The organism is Nonomuraea thailandensis, assembly GCF_024172165.1.
In the GTDB taxonomy this organism is placed as follows: Bacteria; Actinomycetota; Actinomycetes; order Streptosporangiales; family Streptosporangiaceae; genus Nonomuraea; species Nonomuraea thailandensis.
Genome location: NZ_JAMZEB010000002.1, coordinates 12,287,962 through 12,308,709, shown reverse-complemented (window position 1 = coordinate 12,308,709; position 20,748 = coordinate 12,287,962). Strand labels below are relative to the sequence as shown.

7 protein-coding genes are annotated in these 20,748 nt (G+C 65.7%); 3 read left to right on the top strand and 4 right to left on the bottom strand.

The features are described 5' to 3' along the window. Window positions 1-27: 27 nt before the first annotated feature. The 4 genes from HD597_RS61345 to HD597_RS61330 form a co-directional block, all read right to left on the bottom strand. Window positions 28-4,983, bottom strand: a complete 4,956-nt coding sequence (locus HD597_RS61345; protein WP_253758472.1) for an Eco57I restriction-modification methylase domain-containing protein — start codon at window positions 4,981-4,983, stop codon at window positions 28-30. After that, window positions 4,983-7,727, bottom strand: a complete 2,745-nt coding sequence (locus tag HD597_RS61340; RefSeq protein ID WP_253758470.1) for a DEAD/DEAH box helicase — start codon at window positions 7,725-7,727, stop codon at window positions 4,983-4,985. The genes HD597_RS61345 and HD597_RS61340 overlap by 1 nt, the downstream gene beginning before the upstream one ends. Window positions 7,728-7,738: 11 nt before the next feature. Next, complete coding sequence (locus HD597_RS61335; protein WP_253758468.1) at window positions 7,739-8,740, bottom strand: serine/threonine-protein kinase; 1,002 nt, start codon at window positions 8,738-8,740, stop codon at window positions 7,739-7,741. 155 nt (window positions 8,741-8,895) lie between these two features. Beyond that, window positions 8,896-10,659 (bottom strand): serine/threonine protein kinase, encoded by a 1,764-nt coding sequence (locus HD597_RS61330; RefSeq protein WP_276083324.1) that lies wholly within the window; start codon window positions 10,657-10,659, stop codon window positions 8,896-8,898. 359 nt (window positions 10,660-11,018) lie between these two features. Between HD597_RS61330 and HD597_RS61325 the strand changes: the two genes are divergently transcribed. The 3 genes from HD597_RS61325 to HD597_RS61315 all read left to right on the top strand — a co-directional run bounded on the left by HD597_RS61325 (window position 11,019) and on the right by HD597_RS61315 (window position 20,248). Further along, on the top strand, window positions 11,019-17,195 hold the full coding sequence (locus tag HD597_RS61325; RefSeq protein ID WP_253758463.1) for an nSTAND1 domain-containing NTPase: 6,177 nt from the start codon (window positions 11,019-11,021) through the stop codon (window positions 17,193-17,195). Continuing rightward, window positions 17,192-19,228, top strand: coding sequence for an MBL fold metallo-hydrolase (locus HD597_RS61320; protein ID WP_253758461.1), 2,037 nt, complete (start codon window positions 17,192-17,194; stop codon window positions 19,226-19,228). Before HD597_RS61325 ends, HD597_RS61320 begins: the two co-directional genes overlap by 4 nt. Window positions 19,229-19,408: 180 nt before the next feature. Then, window positions 19,409-20,248: a hypothetical protein gene (locus tag HD597_RS61315; protein ID WP_253758459.1), complete on the top strand. Its 840-nt coding sequence runs from the start codon at window positions 19,409-19,411 to the stop codon at window positions 20,246-20,248. The last annotated feature ends 500 nt before the right edge of the window (window positions 20,249-20,748 follow it).

Genomic DNA, 20,748 nt, shown 5'->3' with positions numbered 1-20,748 from the left:
GACGAATTCCGCAGATCGGCTCCCCGCTCACTGGCTGCCTTCCTGTACGGCCTGGGCCTGCTTCAGGCGTTCGGCGAAAACCGCATGGGCTTGGCGGTATTCGGCTTCACGGTCGGCCTTGTAGAAGGGTGCCGCGTAGCCATCGGGGGCCGGGCCGTTGATCTCGGGGTCGAGGTGCGCCATGAGCGTCTCAAAGTCTGCCTTGGTTTGGCCGTGGCCATAGGCGTTGAAGTTCTCGGCCAGCCTTCGACCCTTCGCGTCAAACCACATCGCGCTCTCGTAGGTCACCAGGTGCGCGAACCGAGCCCGGTAGGCGGCGATGAGTTCATCGACGCCCATGCCGAGCATGACGGAGACCAAGACGTCCAACTCCACTAGGCCAGCACGACGCTGGTACTCACTGCGTAGCGGAGTAACCGTCTCCCAGATGGGATTGATCTCGCCAAGTGGCGACATGCCGGGCCAGTCGACGACCCACGACTCACGAGTCCAGTCGTCGTTATAAAGCTCGGCCCAGAGATCCGCGTAGGCCGTGGTCAGACAGTTAAGGCGCATTGTTCGCAGTAGGAGCGCTTCCGCCATATGGTGGCCAGGGTCGGGGGCAGGCATGGTGCGTGCCCCCGAGATATCTAGGTGGCCACGCCCGGTAACCCGCAGGAGATAGTCCAGCGGAAGCCCAGTCCAAAACCCGGCCACCAGCACAGTCTCCCGATTCGAAGCCAGCGCCATACTTCGCACGAGATGGATGTGAGCAGGACCGGGTGGGATTAGTACAGGAAATAGACTTCTCTCGGTGCTGTTCGGGATCATCTCGCGCCAAGCCAGCCGATAGAACTCGGTGTATCTACGGTTTTCACCGTCGCGAGTGGCCCATCGATCCTGAGCAGCAAGATAAGTCTCCAGGTCGCAGGCCCGCTGGTAGTCAGTTGAGGGAACTGCATCGTCTGCGAGAGTGGCCACGTTAACCACAGGATCGTTTCGCCCCATAAGCGGAGGCTGCTTGGCGAATGGCGTGGCAACGCTAAATTGCGGACCACGCAGAATTACTTCTGACCAATTGTCGGGACGCGCAGCCCGCCAGACGATAAGACCATCTTTCTTAGCGTTCGTCTCATTGTAGCCGGCACTAATTCGAGGGAAGGCCGCGCCAAGTCGCCGATCGACTTTTGATAGAGCAGTGATCGCTGCCTGCTCGGCAACTGTTACTGGGTAGAGAAGTTTGGTTTGCTCAACGGGCACATCTGTCTCACCGGTAAGGAATTGCCACATAGAGAGTACCGCTTCGTCGACATGGACGAGTCGATCACGGTGAGGGCGTAGATCCCAATAGCCGTTGTGCTTGATACCAGGCGATTCTCCCGAACCGTCATGGCCGAAGGATCCCACCAGGGGCGCGATATCATAGAGCCAGCTTACATGCGTGAAATAAATATCCCTTTCTGTTCCATAGATCTGAACGGCGTACTCGACGTTCCAGTCAATATCCGCAAACAATAGCCGCCGGTTATGAAAATGTGCATGAATTCGAAGATGTCGATATGCAGCTCCTCGAAGACGGCCTTCCTGAGACCCTACGAAGTGACTGTCAGGGTGCAATAGCCCTGCAATTCCCTGACCAGACAAGTTCCGCCAGGCTCGGATCATGAACGCGCGGTATAGGTTCAAACGAGTTCCTGCAAGCAAATCATATGCCGCACGTGAACCCAGAAAGGAGACCATGCCCGTGTTGGCTGCCAACTCGCCTAGCAGATATGAGCGACAGCGTATTTCCGCCAAGATATCCCGCTTGCGGCTATTCAACTCTGCCGCCGACGGCTTTTCAGCTAGTATGAACCATGGATCCAATTCGGCAAGAACCGAGGCTTCCACCCATTCAGGCCTGACCCAGGGCGGATTGCCGACTTGAAGGTCGAAACCACCCGCGGTGAAGACATGTGCGAACTGCAATTCCCAGTGAAAAAATCCCTGATCCTCTGTGATGTCTTCGGCCAGGCCCAGCCAAGGGAAGCGCTCCGACAGCTTGAACGCTGAGTCCATCCCCATCCAGGCAGGAAGCTGGTCCTCGTAGGTCTCAAGATCCGCCAGCGACGCGAAGCTTGCGACCAGCGAGTCCTCCGGAATGTCCGCCCGGCCGAGTACAGCCTCGGCAAAGTCGAGCCAGTCGTTCAGGTCCGACAGCGGGATGACCTTGCGCACCGGGTCCGGCTGTGATCGTGGCTTGGCAGTTCTCTTTGGGCCGCCTCCAACCATGGTCTTCGCGTCGGCGAGGTCGAGCTGCTCGTCCCCGGTCTCAAACAACGAGTCCGTGACGTACACCTGGCCGAACCCGAGAGACTCCTCCGGCTCAGCCCGTACAGCTGACTCGGCGAGAACCACCTGCTCCAGCTCAGCGGACGTAGTGGGCCCGTAGATCGGGCCTGTGCCGTCGAGAAGGCCGGCCTTGTCGAGCGGCCAGAACCACAGCGCACACCAGGCGTCCATCACCTTCTTGAGGCGCCAGTACGGCGTGCCCGGTGCGGTCAGGTCTTCGTAGACCTTCTCCTTGGGGATGGCCTGCGATGGCTGGGTGATCCAGTCGGCGCCCCAGACGTCGATCTTGCGGCTGATCTCCCGTTCCGAGATGGTGAGGCGCTGGACGACCAGGTCCCACAGGTATTCGGCCCGGCCGGATAGCGCCTGGAGCCGCTGGAGCTGGGACAACCGCCGACCGGCGGACTTCTTGTCGGAGACCTTGGCGCGAATTTTCTTCTGCCAGGCCTTGAGCTGCTTGGCCTGCTCCGGTGCGAGGTTCTTGGCTTCCTTGGCGTCGGCGACCGCCGCCCAGCCCTCGGCGGGCAGCAGGAAGTGGTGAATCTGGCCCGAAGGGACCGCCCCGGCGGAGAAGGGGAGGTCGGCGGGGGCGGTCTTGAGCCACTCGCCCTTGGTGAGCTGTGCGGCCTCGTAGACCCGGCGTCCTGCCCCGATGAGGGAGTTGCCCCGGCGCAGGTGAAGACCGAACCACGGTGCCTGGAGGCCGGGGTGCATGACGTTGAGCCAGACGGAGACCTCGGCCAGCTCGATCGCGGTGTCGTTGAGGTCGACGCCGTATGAGTTGTGCAGGGCGACGTACGCCTTGACCCGCTGCAGTTCCTCCTCGTACGACTCGGGGTCGATGGAGAGGCCGAGCTCCTGCTGGCGGCGCTTCAGGTAGAGGTCGGCGACCTGGTTAATGGCTTCGTTGAGGAACGCCCCGGAGCCGAGCGCCGGCTCGCAGATCTTCCACGACAGGATGTCGCGCGCCGTGGTGTCCTCGGTGACCCGGTGCTGGAGCGCGAGCTGAACGGTGACGCGGGTCAGCGACTCAGGCGTGTAGTAGGAGGCGCTGGTCTCGCGATCACGACCGGCCAGACGGTAGACGAACGAGCCTGCCGGGTAACGCACGTACTCGTCGGTCTTGTTGCCGTCGTCGTCCGTCCGGATGACGAAGACCTCGGAGGGGTAGTCATCGACCTTGGACGCCGGGATCATCCAGGAGCCGTCCTTGGGGTCGCCGCCCTTGGCCACCTCGTACAGCTCCTCGGTGGCGATGAAGCCGGTGTAGGACATCAGGCCCTCGTAGACCGCGCCAAGCTGGTTGATCCCGAGCTGCGCGTACGAGATGAACCCGCCGCGTTCCTTGCGCCGTCCGCGCGTGAGCATGAGCTTGCGCAGCACCTTGTAGAGGATCTCGTTGCGCAGCCGGGTGTCGATCGTGCGCGGGTCGTCCTCGTCGAGGGGCAGGTCGCGCCGAATGAGGCCGGTGGAGGGCGATTCGAAGAGGCCGGATTTCAGCGGTTCGAAGCGCAGCCCGTCCTCCTCCGAGACCTCGTCGCCGGTGCGCGGGCGGTGCCCCTCGTTGACCATGCGGAAGAGCAAGTCGAGGGACTCGTATAGGTGGAAGCCGTTCCTGGCCTCCTCGCCGGTCAAGTCGCGGACGACCAGGTCGCCGAGGCGGGCCAGGCTGTAGCCGCGGGTATAGTCCTCGTCGTCGGTCGGCAGGATGCCCAGCTCAGGCCGGGCCTCGGCGTACAGCAGGAAGAGGATCCGATACAGGTAGCGCAGCGACTCCCGGCCAAGCTCGCGGGCCAGGGCGGAGGGCTCCATGATGCCTCCGGGCTGCACCCCAGCGGCACGGATGCGAGCGAGGACCTCGTTGGCGATGAGTTCCACCGACTCCTTGAGCCCGTCGCGCAGTTCCTTGGACACGCCGACCGCGTGGTTGCGTGAGCTGGCCAGCAAGTCGGCGAGCGGCTCGGAACCACCCTCGGCTGGGGGCAGCAGAGAGTCGGCGCCGAAGAGAGCGGCGATGACCTCCAGTTCGGCGGGATCGTTGCGGCCGAGCGCGACGTCGAGGGAGACGGCCAGGTAGCGGCCCTCACCCCAGGTCGCCCGGTCGGCGAGGATGACCACGCCGCCGGCCAGGATGAGGACGTAACGGGGCGGGTTCTCGCTGGCCAGCAACCAGGAGGCCAGCTTGGTGGCGTCCTTGATCTGCTCGCGGCCGTCCAGCTGGACGGGGTGCAGGAGCTGCCCGTCGAGACCGGCGTCGACCTCGGCAGCCCAGCCGCATTCGATCGCGATCAGGTGGTCGTCGGCATAGGCGACCTGGACCGGGTAGTCCTTCCCCGCCCGCTCGACGGTGATCTCACGGGGCTGGGCCTGGTAGCCGAGTGCCTTGAGCACGTGGATGTGCAGCTCGCCGAGCTGCTTGCGCCACTGCGGCAGGTCCTCGGGGAGCTCGTCCTCGCGCAGCCGTACGTCCATGTCGGCGAAGAACGGCCGGTCGGTGAAGTACGGCTTGCCGAGGGCCCGCAGACCCTTGCGCGGCGTGGTCCGGCCGTCCTTCTCCTCCGCCGTCCAGCGGGCGAGCAGGCCGTCCTTCTTCTTCAGGTCCTTGGGCAGCACCTCGGCGAGGTAGTGGGCCGAGAAGTAGTCGCCGCGGTTGACCAGCGAGTCGAGTCTCATCACACATCCTGAGGAACGAGGACGGCGAGAACCCGCAGCAGCGGTTCGCCGGTGGTCTGCATGGAGTCGAGCAGGCGCTTCTGCCGCTCGACGGTGTCCTGGACGCTCCGCTCCTTGCGCGTGCGCTGGGAGACGTGCACGCCGTCGAGGGTGAGCTGCTGCCAGGTGTCGAGGTGACCGCGGTAGCTGTCGAGCGGGGCCACGACCACCGCGTCGTACTCGGCCCGGCGGGCTTCCAGGTGCTCGCGGGCGACGGCGACGGCCTGCGGGAGGCGGGCCTGGAGCGGCTGGAGGTCGATGGGGCGGCCGGTGTTGGTCATAGGCGGCCCGACCTCGGCTTCGGCGAGGATCTCGGTCATCGGGTCCTGAAGGACTCCTTCGCCGGTGACCGCCATCCACTCGACCACGGTGGGCTGGCCGAGAGCGTTGGAGTAGATGCCCTGGATGAGGAAGGTCGGCTCGTCCACCTTCGCGGTGATGACGGGAGCCTTCTGGCGGCCGAGGCGTACGAGCACCTTGTCGGTGATCCAGTCGACCAGCGGGTGCAGGTCGGACAGGTAGGCGATCTCGGGCCACATGGTCTTGGTACGCCGGGCCTCGTTGAGTTTGCGCTGCGCGAGCGCGCGGTCGAAGGTGACTTTCATCCGCTTGCGTACGTCGTGGGTGCGCAGGTAGTCGGCGGGCAACGCCGAGAGCCGGTGGACCAGGTCCGGCGGCGGGGTGAACGCCATCAGCTCGCCGTCGTCCTCCAGGTCCTTGAGCAGGCCGAGCGTGGTGATGGCCTCCTTGACGAAGGTCTCGGAGGTGTCGAACAGCCTGGGGACGTCCGCCTTGAGCGGGTCCGGATTGGCGGGCTCGGCGCCGACCGAGCCGAGCAGGTCGGCGAGGAAGTCATCGATAGGGCGGTCCTCGATGGACTCCTCGACCGTCTTGCCTTCGAGCAGGTCCTGGATGAGGCGGCGTTCCTCGCGCTCGGCACGGTATTCACCCGTGACGGCCTCGGCGGTGCCGAGCGTGCAGTGTGCGGTGGCCTCCTTCTCCAGGAGTTTCTCGGCGACGGTCCTGTCGTCCTTGGCGCCCTCGACGCCGGAGGTGAGAATGAGCGCCTTGAACTGCGGCTGGTGCTCCTGGCCGTAGCGGTCGATACGGCCGTTGCGCTGTTCGATCCGGATCAGGCTCCACGGCACGTCGAAATGGATCATGTGGTGGCACTGCCGGTGCAGGTTGACGCCCTCGCTCGTCACGTCGGTGGTGACGAGCAGCCGGACCGGGCTCTCGGCCAGGCCGAAGCGCTCGATGACGTCCTGCTGCTGCTGGTCGGTCATGCCGTTGCCGAGCATCATGTCGACGGCGTCCTGCTTCAGGCCGAGGCGTTCCGGGAGGACGTCTGCCAGCCACTTGACGGTCTCGACGCTCTCGGAGAAAACGACGACCCGGTTCTTCTTCAAGTCGATCGCCCGGAGTTCGCCGATCAGCGCGGTGAGTTTGGCGGGTTCGTCGATCTGAGCGGTCAGGTGCTGGAGGGACTTCAGCGCGTCGATCTCCCGGGCCTCCGTGGCGTTCTTCAGCCGGTTGGCCACCGTCTTCGCCAGGGCCTTTGGGCTGGACAGGAACGCCTTGAGCAGTGTGTAGGGGAAGAGCCGGTTCTTGGCGGAGACGACCGGGCCGCCGGTGCGCTGCTCGCCCGCGAGCCAGACCTGGGTGAGCTCCTCGAAGACCTTCTCTTCTGCGGCGCCGGCCGTGCACCTGACGGGGATGGAAGGCCCACGGTCAGGCCACTTGCCGCCCATCTGGTCGCGTACCTCGGGGCTGATCTTGGTGCGGCGGATGTAGAGGTGGTCGATGTCGCCGGCCGAATACTTGCTGTCGTCGGCGATCGCCGCAGGGTCGAGCATGCGGATCAGCTCGGCGAAGGACTCGCTGTTGCCGTTGTGCGGGGTGGCGCTGGCCAGCAGGAGCGCGTCGGTCTGGCGGGCCAGCAGCTTGGCCAGCTTGTTGCGGTCGGTCTTCTCGCCCATCAGGTTATGCGACTCGTCGATGACGACCGCGTCCCAGTGCAGCTTCTCCAGATGCTGGCCGTACTTGCCCGCGTTCTTCAGCGTGTCGATGGAGACGATGATCCGCTTGTAGTACGTGAAGGGGTTTCGGCCTGCCGGAATGTCACGTTGAATGCGCTCGACGCCGACGGAGTCCAGGCGAATCAACGGGATGGCGAAGCGGGTCCAGAGTTCGTGCTGGAACTGTTCCAGAACCTGTTGCGGGGTGACAACCAGGATGCGCTCCCCCCGGCCACGCTTGATCAGCTCCGCGAGGATGAGGCCGATCTCCAGGGTCTTGCCCAAACCGACCACGTCGGCGATGAGAATGCGCGGGCGCAGGCCCTTGAGGGCGAGCTCGGCGGGGCGCTGTTGGTAGGGCAGCGGGTCGAGGAGAAATCGGTCGGCCAGCGCCAGGCCCTTTTCCGTCTGCGGAAGCGGAGTCCTGCGAAGGACGGCTTCCAGGAACAGCCTGCTCTTGGCGAAGCGGGAGGTCTCGTCCTGTTCCAGGACGGTCTCCTCGGGCCTGAGCAGACTGACCTCCTCCAGCGCGGTGAAGAAGACCGCGTCCTCGTCACGGACGAACTCCGACGCGCCGACCGCCGTGATCTTGTATCCGTCGTGCGCGGTCTTCGCGCAGGTACGGACGATCCACTCGGCGTCCCGGACTTCGATCCGGGCGCCGGGGGGGTAGGAGGTCTCGGTCACTGGGGCTGCTCCTAGAAGGCGGCGTTGACGGAGTAGATGGAGCGCAGGTGGTCGGCCAGCTTGGCGACGACCGAGCCGGGGACCACGACCTCGGACAGATCTTTCCTCGGCGGTCTGGGACGCGGCGCGACTTCCTCGGGATCGCTTTCGCGCTCAATGTAGGTGGCTTCGACGAGCCGCTTCAACGGGGCACGACCACACAGCTTCGTCAGCCGGTCACGTGCCTCTGCGACGGTCGGGCGTGCGGCGGGGTCGTGCGCGAGCATCTTCTCGATCAGGGGCCTCGTGCTGTCGGGCAGACCGTCGAGATTCGGATGGGTGTCGGCACTGATGATGTTCATGAGCATCGCCGCGACATTCCCACCGTCGTAGGGGTAATGCTTGGCCAGCGCGAACAGCAGCGTGGCGCCGAGCGCGTAGACATCGGCGGCGGAAGTGATCTGCTTGGGCGTGTTCGCCTGCTCGGGCGACATGCAGGCGGGGGTTCCCAGCGTCGACTCGGTGGTGGTCAGGTCGGTGGGACCATCGGCGAAGGCAACCAGGCCCAGGTCGATGACCTTCGGCCCGTCCTGGCCGAGTAGGACGTTGGCGGGCTTGAGGTCGCGGTGAAGCAGGCCGGCGGCATGGATGTCCTTCAGCGCGCCGGCCAGGACGACGCCGAGCGCGGCCGCGTCTGTCTCCGTCAATGGGCCGCGAGTCTCGACGAACTCCTTCAGCGTCAGACCGCGGACGAACTCGATCGCAAGCCAAGGTCGCTCGTCGTCCTCGTCCGAGGCGTCCACGAGCGAGGCGAGGTGCGGGCCCTGGATCGTGCGCAGCGCCTCCGTTTCGCGCGCGAAGCGGGTTCGCACCTCGGCTCTGGAGATCAGATCCTCACGGATGACCTTGACCGCCACGGCCTCGTGGTCGGCGGTGACGCCGTAGAACACGCGCCCCATTCCACCGAATCCCAGGCGACCCCGCAGCGTAATGTCGCCGATCCGCTTGGGATCGGAGCGGTCCAAAGGGTCCATGCTCACCTGCCTCCACGACAAAGAGCCTCAGGGTATATGGCGATGTTCCTTCGGCTGCTCACTTTCACCCATGCAGCACCTCGCACCACACAGTAGCGAATATGAGCGTTGCGGACCACACAAAGAACCTGTGTACCGAATTTACACATTGCCTATCACGCCGGAGCAGCGTGCTGGTAACCGGTGAGGTCGGTGGAGGCGATGATCTGCTGGTAGCCCTTGGCATCCGCGTCGTGCGCGCCGAGCACGAAGAAGGAGACCTTGGACTGCGGCAGGTGCCAGATCTTCATGGTGTAGGACCCATGGTTTGAGCACGGTATCTGCCACTTCCTGTAGTACGCCTTCCTGCCGTCGGCCATCTTGGCCAGCCCCGAGTAGTCGAGCTGGGCGCCTTCGTCGTACGTCCATTCATAGAGTGCGTACTCTCCGGTGTAGATGTCGTAGGTGCCCTGCGGGTCGCGCCAGGTCCGCCCGTCTCGCAGGCAGGGCATCGGATGGTCGATGAGCCACCCCCACCGCCTGTTCTCGATGGCGCTGCCCGGCCAGACCTTGTCGCTGGAGCCTGTCTTGATCGCCATGGCGTCGGGCCTGCAGGCGAAGTCCCAGGGGCCGCTCGACCCCCGCGAGCGAGGTGATTCGACGCAGATCAGGTCCTTGCGCGCCTTGATCATGCGCCACCCCTTGGGCAGCGTCATCTTGATCCCCTTGAACGTGACGGCCTTGCCCTTGAAGCGGGGCTTCTTCGACGGTGCCGGAGAAGATGGTGCCAGAGAAGGGGTGGCCGTCACCGTCGCAGTGGGCATCACGGTCGGCGTGACCGAGGCCGCTATCGGGGCTTTCGCCTGGGTCAGGGTTTCCGTGGCGGAGCCGGGGGCGAAGGAGACGATCGCGGTCACAGCGATCAGGGTCACGGCCACGGCGGTGACGACGTAGGCGAGCACCCAGGCCGGACGCCGCGCCACGACCTGTGCCGGCGCGGCCGACGGCACCGTCGTCGGCTCCGGCGGGACGGGATCGGCCACGGTCGTCGGGCGGGAAGCCTGGGCGCCGGTCTCCGCGGTGGCTGCTTCGGACCAGGCGGGCGTCTCATACGGCTGCATCACCCAGGTGCGTTGGAGCAGCGCGGTGGCGTCTTCGATCCGCTCCGCCTCCGCTTCCCGGCCGGGCCAGGCCTGCAGCGTCGCCGCCAGCACCTCGTCGGCGAGCGGTCTATCGGCCGGCGTCTTGCCCAGGGCCCGCCGGACGAGGTCACGCAGCCCCTCCGGGACGGCGTCCGTTTCCGGCATCTCCTCACGTACGCGGTAGGCCAGCACCTCCGGGCGGCCGAGACCGTACGGATTCTCCGCGGTTGCGGCGAAGAGCACCAGCATCGCCCAGCCGTACACGTCGGCGGGAGTGCCCGACGGGCCCTCACCATACTCCTCGGGGCTGATCCAGCCGGGCGAGCCAACGAGCTGGCCGGTACGCGTCATCGACGTGCCGTCCAGCGCCTTGGCGATACCGAAGTCGATCAGGCGAGGCCCGCCGGGCGAGAGGATCACGTTCGATGGCTTCAGGTCCCGGTGCACGACCTTGGCCGCGTGCATGGCCACGAGAGCTTCCGCCAGCCCGGCGGCCAGGCCGTATAACGCGGTTTCCGGCAGTGGACCTTCGGCCTGCACGTGCTGCTCCAGCGTGGGACCGGCAATGTACTCGGTGGCCAGCCACGGCCGCTCGGTGCCGGAATCGGAGGAGAGGACCCGCGCTACGCACGCGCTCTCGATGTCGCCGATCACCCGGATCTCACGGCTGAACCGGCGGCGGAACTCCACGTCCACCGACAGAACCTCGTGCACAAGCTTGACGGCCACCCGCCGGCCTGTAGCGTCTACACCCCCGTAGACCACGCCCATGCCGCCGGAACCGAGCCGACCTACCAATCGGTAGGGCCCGATCTCACGGGGGATCGCTCGTCAGCAGCGGCAGCACTCGCCCTCCGGGAAGACTTATAGCGGTTCGGTAGAGATTGGGAGATCATCTCTCAGATGGTTAGTGTATTGGATTCACGGGACAATTCTCGCAATCTCGTTGCGCCACATGTCGGTGATCGGTAGCATTCACCCCACATTCCGGTTGTCGATGGGCCGGCACGGAGACCCCAAGCTCGTCACCTCAGGACATCGGCGACTCGTCTGCGCTCCTGCTGGAAGATCTGGACCGCCACAAGCGGGCCCGCCGCACCTGTCCCTCGAAGCCAGCTCGGTCAGCGTCCCGACCTGTACGAAGCAGTAGCCATCCCGTGACCCAACGTTCCTATGGTCAAAGGCACGCGAAGAAGGGCGGCGACACATTGCAGCAACGCTCCAGCGCTAAAAGCTCGCACGGCTCGCATACAAGACCTCTGGGCAGCGTCAGCACCCTGTCGGCATTCGGGCAGGCCGATGTGATCATCGCGGAGGCGGCGGCCAGGGTGACAGATGATGATCTCCTTGCCATCCGCACGTATCCTGCACCGTTCCGTAAGAGCATCCTGAGCCATGTCGGGCTTCGTGACATGCGATCGATCACCAAACTGACGGCCGCCAGCCTCGCCAGGACGCTACGCGGCAACGACAATCACCGGCGCCGCTCGCTGATCCACCACTTGAGCGTGCCTTTCATCCCAGTGTTCGAGAATCACGAGGAACTCTCCCGGGACGAGTGCCTGAAGCTGCTCAACCCTGCCTCCAACGTGCTCCCGCTCCCCAAGGCGCGCACGCTCGTGGAGATGATCGCGGCCACCAGGGTTCTGGGCGATTTCCTGACCGATCTCGTTCTCGCGTACATCTACCGGCTCGACCTGCCGCTGTCCCCCATCGCGCTCGCGCTTCTCACGCATTCGTGCCCAAGCATGACGCCGGCCGCCACCACGGCGATCAATTCGGCCTGGGCCGGGCTTCGCACCCTCCATCCCGAGCTTCCCGAACAGCCGATCTCGTTACACCAGCTCAGAGACGCCGCGCTGTCCCTCCCCTCCCGATCAGACCCGATCGGCGATGAGGGCAGCGCGCAGGAAGGGAGTGAGATGGCTCCTCATGAGCCAGGTCAGGTAGACGCTCCGTCCCCGGCCGACGCTCTGCGGGCGGAGTTGGATCTACTGCGGGAGTCGTTCCTGAAAGCGGCCGCTGCCGCTGAACGCGCGCGAGCGGCCTTCGCTGACGGCACACGTCCGTCAGACCAGGACATCGACATGATCACCCTCGGTGTCCAGGACTTCGACGGTCTACGCAACAGACTGGAGTCCGCACACGACACTCCCATCACCGCCCCCACTACTGATGCCCTCGATGAAGCGCTCACCGTTCTCGAGTCGGCCGGTGCGGCGCGCCACGCGGTTCTCGCACTCGCTCACGTCAGCGGCCCACCTCAACTGGAAGGGCTGCTTCAGGAGATACGCGAAGCGACCGCCGTCCCATCACCCGCCCTGGAGATCCTGGCCGAACTCATCCGCCTCGCCCACGATGACGAGGCCATCATGCAGGTGTTCGCACTGCAGGAACGCTTTAGGGAAGAGGCGCCCCGCCACTGGGTGCCGCTGGCCATGGCCGCCGCCAAGGGCATGCTGGTCGTTTCCTCCGTTCCTGAGGTGACTGACGAGGGTGCCGCGCCTCGGCCCGCCGAAGAGGACGAAGATGCGGGTGGAGCCGCAGACAAGCCACCGGATCACCCGGCACCCCACGCACTGGAGGCGGAGCCGGCCGAGGAGGACGAGCTGGCGGACCTGGACGTCTTCATCGCCGGCAATCGCACGCAGCTGGCGCCGTCGAAGGCCGCCCGGTCGCCGAAGGCGGAACCTAGCTCCGCTTCGCGAAAGCAGGAGCAGCCTCCGGCCGCGGACGTACAGAGCGAGCCCGTTCGTACCTCGGACGAACCGTCTCCGCCGTCCTCTCCCGCTCCGACTGTGAGCGGCCCGAGCATGACCGGTGACGTAGCCGAAGCCGAAGCGCTGGCGCTCCGTTCCGGGCGGTTCGGGTTGGCGGCCTGGCTGCATGACGCCGCGGGCAGGCCGTCGGCCGAGGCGAGTGCCCGGCGATGTGCCGCGATAGCGGCGCAGATGAGCGAGTTCTCCGGTCGGCTGTCCGCCGCCTTCACCGAGTGCGCCCGCGAGGTGTCGATGAAGGCTCTCGGCGATGACACGCCCGGCCAGTTGCTGACCTGGGCAGCCGCACTCCGTACCGGACTGATCCACCCAACGTCGGAGGCCGCCCATCTGCTGGACGAGTTCTCCTCGGTCCTATCTCCCTACCCCGGGCTGGCCGCGTACGGCGAGGCGTTCAGCGGGATGGCCCGAGCCGGCGCCTACCTTGTCCCGGGCTTGTCCGGGCGGATGCACGACGCGTCGCAGGCCGAAGCCGACCGAGACCGGGCCGCCGCGGCCGCCGCCAGGTTCCTGGAGGACGGCCCATCCCAGAAGATCAAGTTTGCCCTGGCCACCGAGGTGTGGAAGTCCCTGCTGCAGGACGATCTGAGCCTGGGCGGGCTGCTGTCCATCGCCGCTCAGGACGACGCCTCCCGGATACGTGAGGTGACTCAGAAACTCGACGCCCTCAGAGCCGGAGGCGCCATCGACCGGATGATCGACGAGTCCACCAAGGCCAGGACCTCCCGGAAGAGAAGCAACCACATCCACTCCAGCGCACGGGCCAAGCTCGTCGAGAAGATCGACAGAGCACTCGACCTCGTGGCGGACTGGGTGACGGCGATACGTGAAGAGAAGTCGCTGCGGACGGACGACGCCGGCGTCTCCAGGGTGGTGAAGGAGCTCGACGAGCTGCGCACGATTGTCGGCCGCAACCGGTCGAAGGCCCGCGAAGAGCTCGCGAGCCTGGCGAGCTCCCCGGACCCGCTCATCGCCGCGGCGGCGGCCGGAGCCTCACTGCTCGTGAATGACACCCTGCGGTTGCTGGACGGCGGCGCGCTTGGGCAGCCGGAGCCGTCCGCCGCACAGGTACTCAACGCCGACCTGCTCCTCACGCCCGCGATCCGATTTGATGGAGACACCGTTTCCCCGCTGGACGAACCGACGCCGGCCGACCTGCTGGCCACCTGCACCGACGGTGAGCGGGACTGGCGTGCCGCCTTCGAAGCCCGGGCCGCTCGCGGCGACCACGCCGGCACTCGGGCCGTGCTGTCCGTACTGGCGCACGAGGACCCGGCGCTGGCCACGGAGCTTCGCGGGCGCAGGGAGAAGCTCGTCGATGCGGCCCGGCACGACCGTGACAATAGGATCGAGGACATTCAGGACCGAATCGCTGAATGGCGGCGGGACGGTGTGCTGCCTGAGACGATCGCCACCCGCTTCGTCGGGATGTTGCAGGCGCTCGGCAATGACGACCGGGACGACTTCGATGCCATTTTCGACGCCCTTGGCCTGCTCGCGCAGGAGGCGGCGGGGATCCGCCAGGAGCAGATCGCTGCCGAACTCGCCGCGCTGGATGGTCTCAGTGCCGAGAACACCGACGTCGCCGCGGTCCAGGAACGGATCCGGGCCTACATCGAGAGCGGAGACCTGACCACCGCCCGCGAGTTCACCGCTCAGGCCAAGGCCGGCAACCAGCTTCCGGAGATCTCCGACGCGGTCGATCACTTGGAACGATACTTTCCGCATTTCCCCCAGGCGTTCGAGGCCATGTCCGCCAGGCTGCCGGGCAAGCAGAAGGGCCGTGAAGGAGAGGAGTGGCTGCGGAGACTCAAGGACGCGCTCCACAGCGGCAACGAGATCGGTGAACCCGCGCTGAGCGACCTACTGCTGCGCAGCGGGCTGTCCATCGCCGCCATTCCCCGAGGCCGCCGCGGAGTTTCCGAGAACGCGCTGCGCGTCTGGCAGCACATGGCCCAGGGGCCGAAGTCGGCGGGCAACTTCAGAAGCACCGTCACGGGAGTGCTGCAGATGATCGGCCTCGAAGGCGATCAGGAAGGGTCCCGTGAGGAGCAGAACCGGATCTGGATCACGTTGAACCGGGTCCGTACGATCGTCGACCCGCTACTGCCCTCCTTCGGGTCCCGGATGAGCCCATCGGGCGACCGGCTTCGCCTTCTGCTGGTGTGGAAGTCGCCGGGGCCTCAGCAGGTGATCGAGTGGCTCAAGGACCAGCCTGGAGACCAGACCGTGCTGGTCTTCTACTTCGGCGTCCTCACAGTCGAGCAGCGGCGCCAGCTCGCCGCGGCGAGTCGTCGCCGACCGGCGCCGGTCGCGGCGGTGCTCGACGACACCGCGATCAGCTATCTCGCCTGCCTGCCCGAGGCCAATTGGGCCTCGACCGAGAGCCTCCTGGCCCCGTTCACCTCCACCAACCCCTATGCGCCGACTGGCGACGTACCTGAAGAGATGTTCTACGGTCGTGCGGACCAGCTGCACGAAGTGACCAGCAGGACCGGCTCCTCGTTCGTTTACGGGGGGCGCCAGCTCGGGAAGTCGGCCCTGCTCCGCAAGGCCGAACGGAACGTTCACAAGACCGATGAGAACCGTAAGGTCATCTCCGAGATCATCCAGAACATCGGCAGGAGCACCCCTGTCAAGGCCCTGTGGCCGATGCTCGCGGGCAAGCTCGCCGAGGCCGAGGTACTCCCCGGCACCTCGGGCAACCTGTCCGACCCGAAGGAGATCTGCGACGAGGTGAAGGCATGGATCGGCGCCGATCCTGCCCGGCAGCTGCTGATCCTGCTGGACGAAGCCGACGAGTTCCTCAACACCGACGCCCGAGACGCGGATGCCGCCTTCAGTAACGTCATCACCCTGCGCAATCTCATGGTCGACACTGATTATCGAGTCAAGGTCGTCTTCGCGGGCCTGCACCAGACAGCTCGGTTCAAGAGCCATTCCAATCAGCCGATCACTCACCTGGGCACTCCCATCGCGGTCGGACCGCTCGAACCGCAGGACGCCTACAGCTTGCTCACCAAACCGCTCCAGGCGCTGGGATTCCGCTTCGCCCCACGACTGGCGGCACGGGTCATCGCCGAGGCGAACAACGCCCCAGCTCTGATCCAGCTGTTCGCGGACGCCCTCTTGACGCGACTGCGCCGGATTCCTACGACCCACGCAAAGATGCCGTACGAGATCACGCGCGAAGACGTGGACAAAGTATGGCGGGACAGCAAGCTCGCACAGGGTTTCCGCGACCGCTTCGAGTGGACGCTGAACCTGGACAAGCGGTACAAGGTCATCGCCTATTCCGTTGCGTTCCGGGCGCTCAATGAGGGAACAGACGTCACGTTGACGGCCGGCGAACTGCGGTCCGAGTGCCAGGAGTGGTGGCCGCAAGGGTTCCGCGACTCCACCAGCGACGGCTTCCGTGGCCTGCTCGAGGAATGCGTCAACCTGGGCGTGCTTGCCGCTGACGGAGAGGGCTACCGGCTGCGTACCCCGCACATTCTCAACCTGCTCGGCGGGGCCGAGGAGGTCGAGGCCGTGCTCGTGCAGGCCGAGGCCTTCGAGCGCCCCGACTCCTTCGACGCGCAGTCGTACCGGGACGAGTACAAGAGCAACGGCGAGTGCTCGCCACTGACCGGCAGCCAGGTCGCTCGGCTGCTCAGCCCGCGCAATGTCCTGTATCTCATCGCCGGTTCTCCGGCGTTGCAGATCGACAGGGTCGCAACCGCTCTCGAAGAAGCGGCGTCACGGCACAAGCAGGCCCAGACGTGGCGGGTGGAGCCCGGTGGTTTCACGTTCGAGGGAGCGCTGCAACGCGCCGCGCAAGGCTCGGATCACGACGTGGTGATCGTCGACCTCACGGGACAGCCGCACAAAAGGGCAACCGCGATGTACCGAGCGGCGGCCGGCGCGCTCTCCGCACCCACTCGGGGCACCATCTCCATCGCGCTGATCGCACCGCCGGAACATGCCTCCATGTGGCTTTCCACCAGCCGAGGGGCGGCGAACGGGGACACCGAGGCCACCGCGCAGACGGGCACGGCCGAACTCATCGAGCTGCAGCGGTTCAACCGCCCCGCGATCCGGCAGTGGATGTACGAGGTCGGGCTCGGCTTCCAGGAAGACCCGAACCGCGCCGAGCTGCTCCGCACCACTGGAGGCTGGCCGCTGCTGATCAGCAAGGTAATCAACACTCTTGCTGACGGTGACACTGATCGCGAACACGCTCTGGAGTTCTGCCGGGCCTATCTGGAACGGGAACCGGAGCAGTTCGTGCAATCGTCCGGGGTCCTGTCCAGCATGGCGGTCAGCACCGCTTGGCGCATGCTCGTGGAGATCTCCGACATCGCCGACACACCCGAGACGCTCGCCGGTTTCCTGGCCTCAGGGGATGACGGGCATCCACTGGCAGAGGCGGGCTTGCAGGAGGAGGGCTACATCTCCACCGCAGACCTGGTCGAGGTGTTGCGGATCCTCGGCGCGCTCGTGCCCCAGGAGGACGGGATGCTGAAGCTGGAGCCCGTCCTCTCAGAGGCCACTCAGCGGATGGGACTCTCCAGGTGACCTCCGATCCCTTGCTGCCGATTCTCCAAGCGGCGGCGCGCGTACTCCTGTCGCGGCCGGCCATGGCCGGGACAGAGCACGACGCTGAGCAGTTCGCCGCCGAACGACGCCACGTCATCATCGACGCGCTGATCAAGGTTCCGGCGCTCAGAAACAAGATCCGTGGGGAACTGGAGCTCCGGCGTGACCAGCCTGAGCTCGACGCGTCCTCCACTCTGGTCCTATCCACGGACGATGACGTCGTCCGAGCCGGCCTGCGACTGCTCGAACTACTCAACAAGTCGGACACAGTTCGCGAGACTCTACGCGCCCGCCTGCAAGCCAGGATCAGCGGGTTGAGGAGCAAACTGGAGATGGAGAAGGGCCGTCACGAGCACACCGTCAAGGCCCTGCAGAGCGCCGGCAACGCACTCGTCGACGCGGAAAAGCGTGCGGAGGAATTGGAAACGCAGGTTGCGGCGCTCCAAGGCCGTCTGCACGACCCTCGTGTCCTGGCCTCCAACCTGCTCGCGGTCCTTCAGCCGTCTCCTGGCCTCACTCGCGACAGTGCGGAGGCGCGCGATCCGCGTAACGAGCGCCTCGATGGTCAGGACCGGTCTCCTGTCGTAGTGGCTGCCGAGATCGCCGGAATCGAGCCGGACTCTCTCGTCACCGCGCTTCAGGCGATCATCTCGCCGCCGCAGCCTCACCTGAGTCCCCAGGTGACCGTCTCGCGAGAGCGGACCCTGCGCGTGCGCCCCCTCGGAGGCGCCACCGAGATCGGCGGCTCGTGCGTCCTGATTGAAGCGGGTGAGACTCGCCTCCTCGTGGACGCGGGACTGATCCCGGGCGATCCTGCGCTGCCTCCACGTCACATCGATGAGGCCTTGTCAGAGCCCATCCAGGCCGTAATGATCACACACGCTCACACCGATCATTGCGGGTACGTTCCAGCGTTGGCCACGCGTTTTCCGGACCTGCGCATCCTCGCCACACCCGAGACCACCGCCCTGATGCCGCGCATGTGGGCGGACTCGGCGAAACTCATGGGGGAACGGGAGCGGCTTCATCGCCGGTGGGGCACCGACAGCGAGCCGCTGTACCAGCGTGATGCCGTCGAGCTGACCGCGCGGCGGTGCGAAGAAGTGCCCTTCGGCGTCACGCGCACGATCGGCGACCTCACCGTCGAGTTGTTCCCCGCCGGGCACATCCTCGGCGCGGCCGGAGTCGTCGTCCGAGCCGGCGACCAACGAGTGGTCATCACCGGCGACATCTCAGGCTTTCGGCAGGAGACCGTGGACGGTTACTCGATTCCGGACTCCGCGCGCGAAGCGGATCTCCTCGTCATGGAGTCCACGTGCTGCGCCGAGGAGCACAGTTCCCGGAAGACCCGCGTCAAGGACCTGGTCCGTGCCGTCGAGGACGTGTACGCGGCCGGAGGGCGGGTGCTCATCCCCGCCTTCGCGCTAGGCCGCGCTCAGGAACTCGCCATGATCATGCGGACCCGTATGCCGCACGTCCCTGTGCTTCTCGATGGTATGGCGGCCGATCTGGCGTCGTCCTTCGAGAGCGTGACAGCAGACCGGCATTCGCCCTTGCGTATCTTCGGGGGCAACGTCAGCCGGGCTGAGCGGCCGGAGCACCTGGACCTCTTCACCTCTGGTGTCGTGATCACGACCTCGGGGATGCTCACGGGCGGCCCTGCCATCGAATGGGCGGCCCGGATCCTTCCCGAAGCCCGAAGCGCCCTGTTCCTGTCTGGATACCAGGATGAGGAATCCGGCGGGGCCAAGCTCCTCAGGCTCGTCGAGGACCGGGCCTCCCATCTGACCATCGACGATCGCGGCACGAAGAAGGAGATCCCGCTCAGAGCGCGGATCGAGATGATGCGCTTGTCCGCCCATGCCGACAAGCGAGGTCTGCTCGACATCGCCGACGAAGTCAGCGCCCGTCAGACCATGCTGGTCCATGGCCTCCCGCGTCGCCAGGAGGACTTCCGGCAGATATTGGGAGTTAGAGGGCATCGTTGCGTGGCCACGGGGTCCTGGCAGTAGTCATTGTCGTCCGGTCAACCATTTCCGGCTCTGTGGCAGCGCGCGGGCAAGCAACGGCTGCCGTACAAACCGGCCAGGGCACTCAAGGTGACCGCCGGGCACTGGCGCGAGCATGCTGTGGTTGATCGTCCTGACCTTTCACGCACTCTCGGACCTGGCCACGCTCATGGAAGGACACTTGTGAACACGCCTGGCCCCCGACGGGAACGGCTTCCCGAGGACTGCCTGTACCCCAGCCGTCCGCTCAGCCCGCTCGGCGAGACGCTGCTCGATATCCGCGCCTGGCGCATGTACGACAGGCGTGTGGCGCCCAGGCTGCACCGGTGGCAGGGACGCCTGGAACTGCTGACCCGTCGAGGCAAGGGCTCGACAGAGCGCCTGGACCTCGGTTCGGACACCCAAGACCCACTGCTGACAGCACTTGCACGGGTGCCTGACCTGCTGACCTTCCCGGCGGAGGCGGCTGTTGAGATCACCTGCCTCGCCGAGTTGGAGGAGCGTGTGGCCGAGCTTGCCGAACCGTTCGGCGAATTTCAGGACGCGTGGACCCTGTTGGGCGACGAGCACCTGCCGCCCCAGGAAGACTGGGACGAAGAGGACCTGGCCGACCATGCTGCCGGCCACGATCGGGTGCCGCCGCACGACGAGCGAATCTATGCCCGCTACGACGACCTCGCGCCACTGCTGATCTCCATCAACGGCGTCCCCTACCTGGCTGCCCAGGTGGCCGGCCGCTGCACGCTCATTCCGATGGATCCAGGCCAGGACTCTCCGCCGCTCCCACTCGTCCGGCGCGTACACGCCACATACGGCTACGCCTGGGACGGCGGATCGCCAGCATCCAACAACAGTTGGTGGGAAGGCGCCGGTGAAGTCCGCACCGGGCTCCACATCGCCTGGGCCGCGTACAACGAGGGCGGCTACGTCATGATCGGGCGCGGTACCGCCGAGGAGTTCATGGCCGAGGTGCACGCTTCCGACTTCTTTGCCAATTCCTCAGACCTTGACGAGGAAGAATGACAGCGAGCCTTTCTCACTGTTCAGGTTGAAGGTAACGACGAGCTCATGCTCCGGCTGCGTGACAAGCGGCTGGAACTGCTACGAGCCGATGTGAGGAGTATCGTGCTGGGTCGCGCCTCCAGCCCTGAAGTCCACTCTCGATCCGATGTCGCGAATGTTGCCGATTCTGCTGACATTTCTGCTGGGCCCAGCGGTACGTACCGCCACGGACGTCCTCTTCGCGGCGGCCACGGGCCTTGGTTCGTCCCAACGGGGCGACGGAATTTAAACGACAATCCGTGGACCACACTAACCGTTGTGCCAGTTCTTGCAGGTCGTTAAGATCGCTCCGCAGTCGGGACCTGTGCGGGTGTATACCGATGTGCGCTTGGAGTAACGGGTGAAGACTGGAGCTCATATGGCAGGCCAGGGACGGCCGAATCTTGTCGCCGTTATACAGAAGGCTTTGGCAGATGGGCCCGTCCCCGCTGATGAGCTACTCGTATCAATCCACCAAACAG

Coding starts and splice junctions, on each gene's coding strand:
- HD597_RS61345 (WP_253758472.1), bottom strand. CDS start 4,983: ATGAGACTCGACTCGCTGGTCAACCGCGGCGACTACTTCTCGGCCCAC.
- HD597_RS61335 (WP_253758468.1), bottom strand. CDS start 8,740: ATGGACCCTTTGGACCGCTCCGATCCCAAGCGGATCGGCGACATTACG.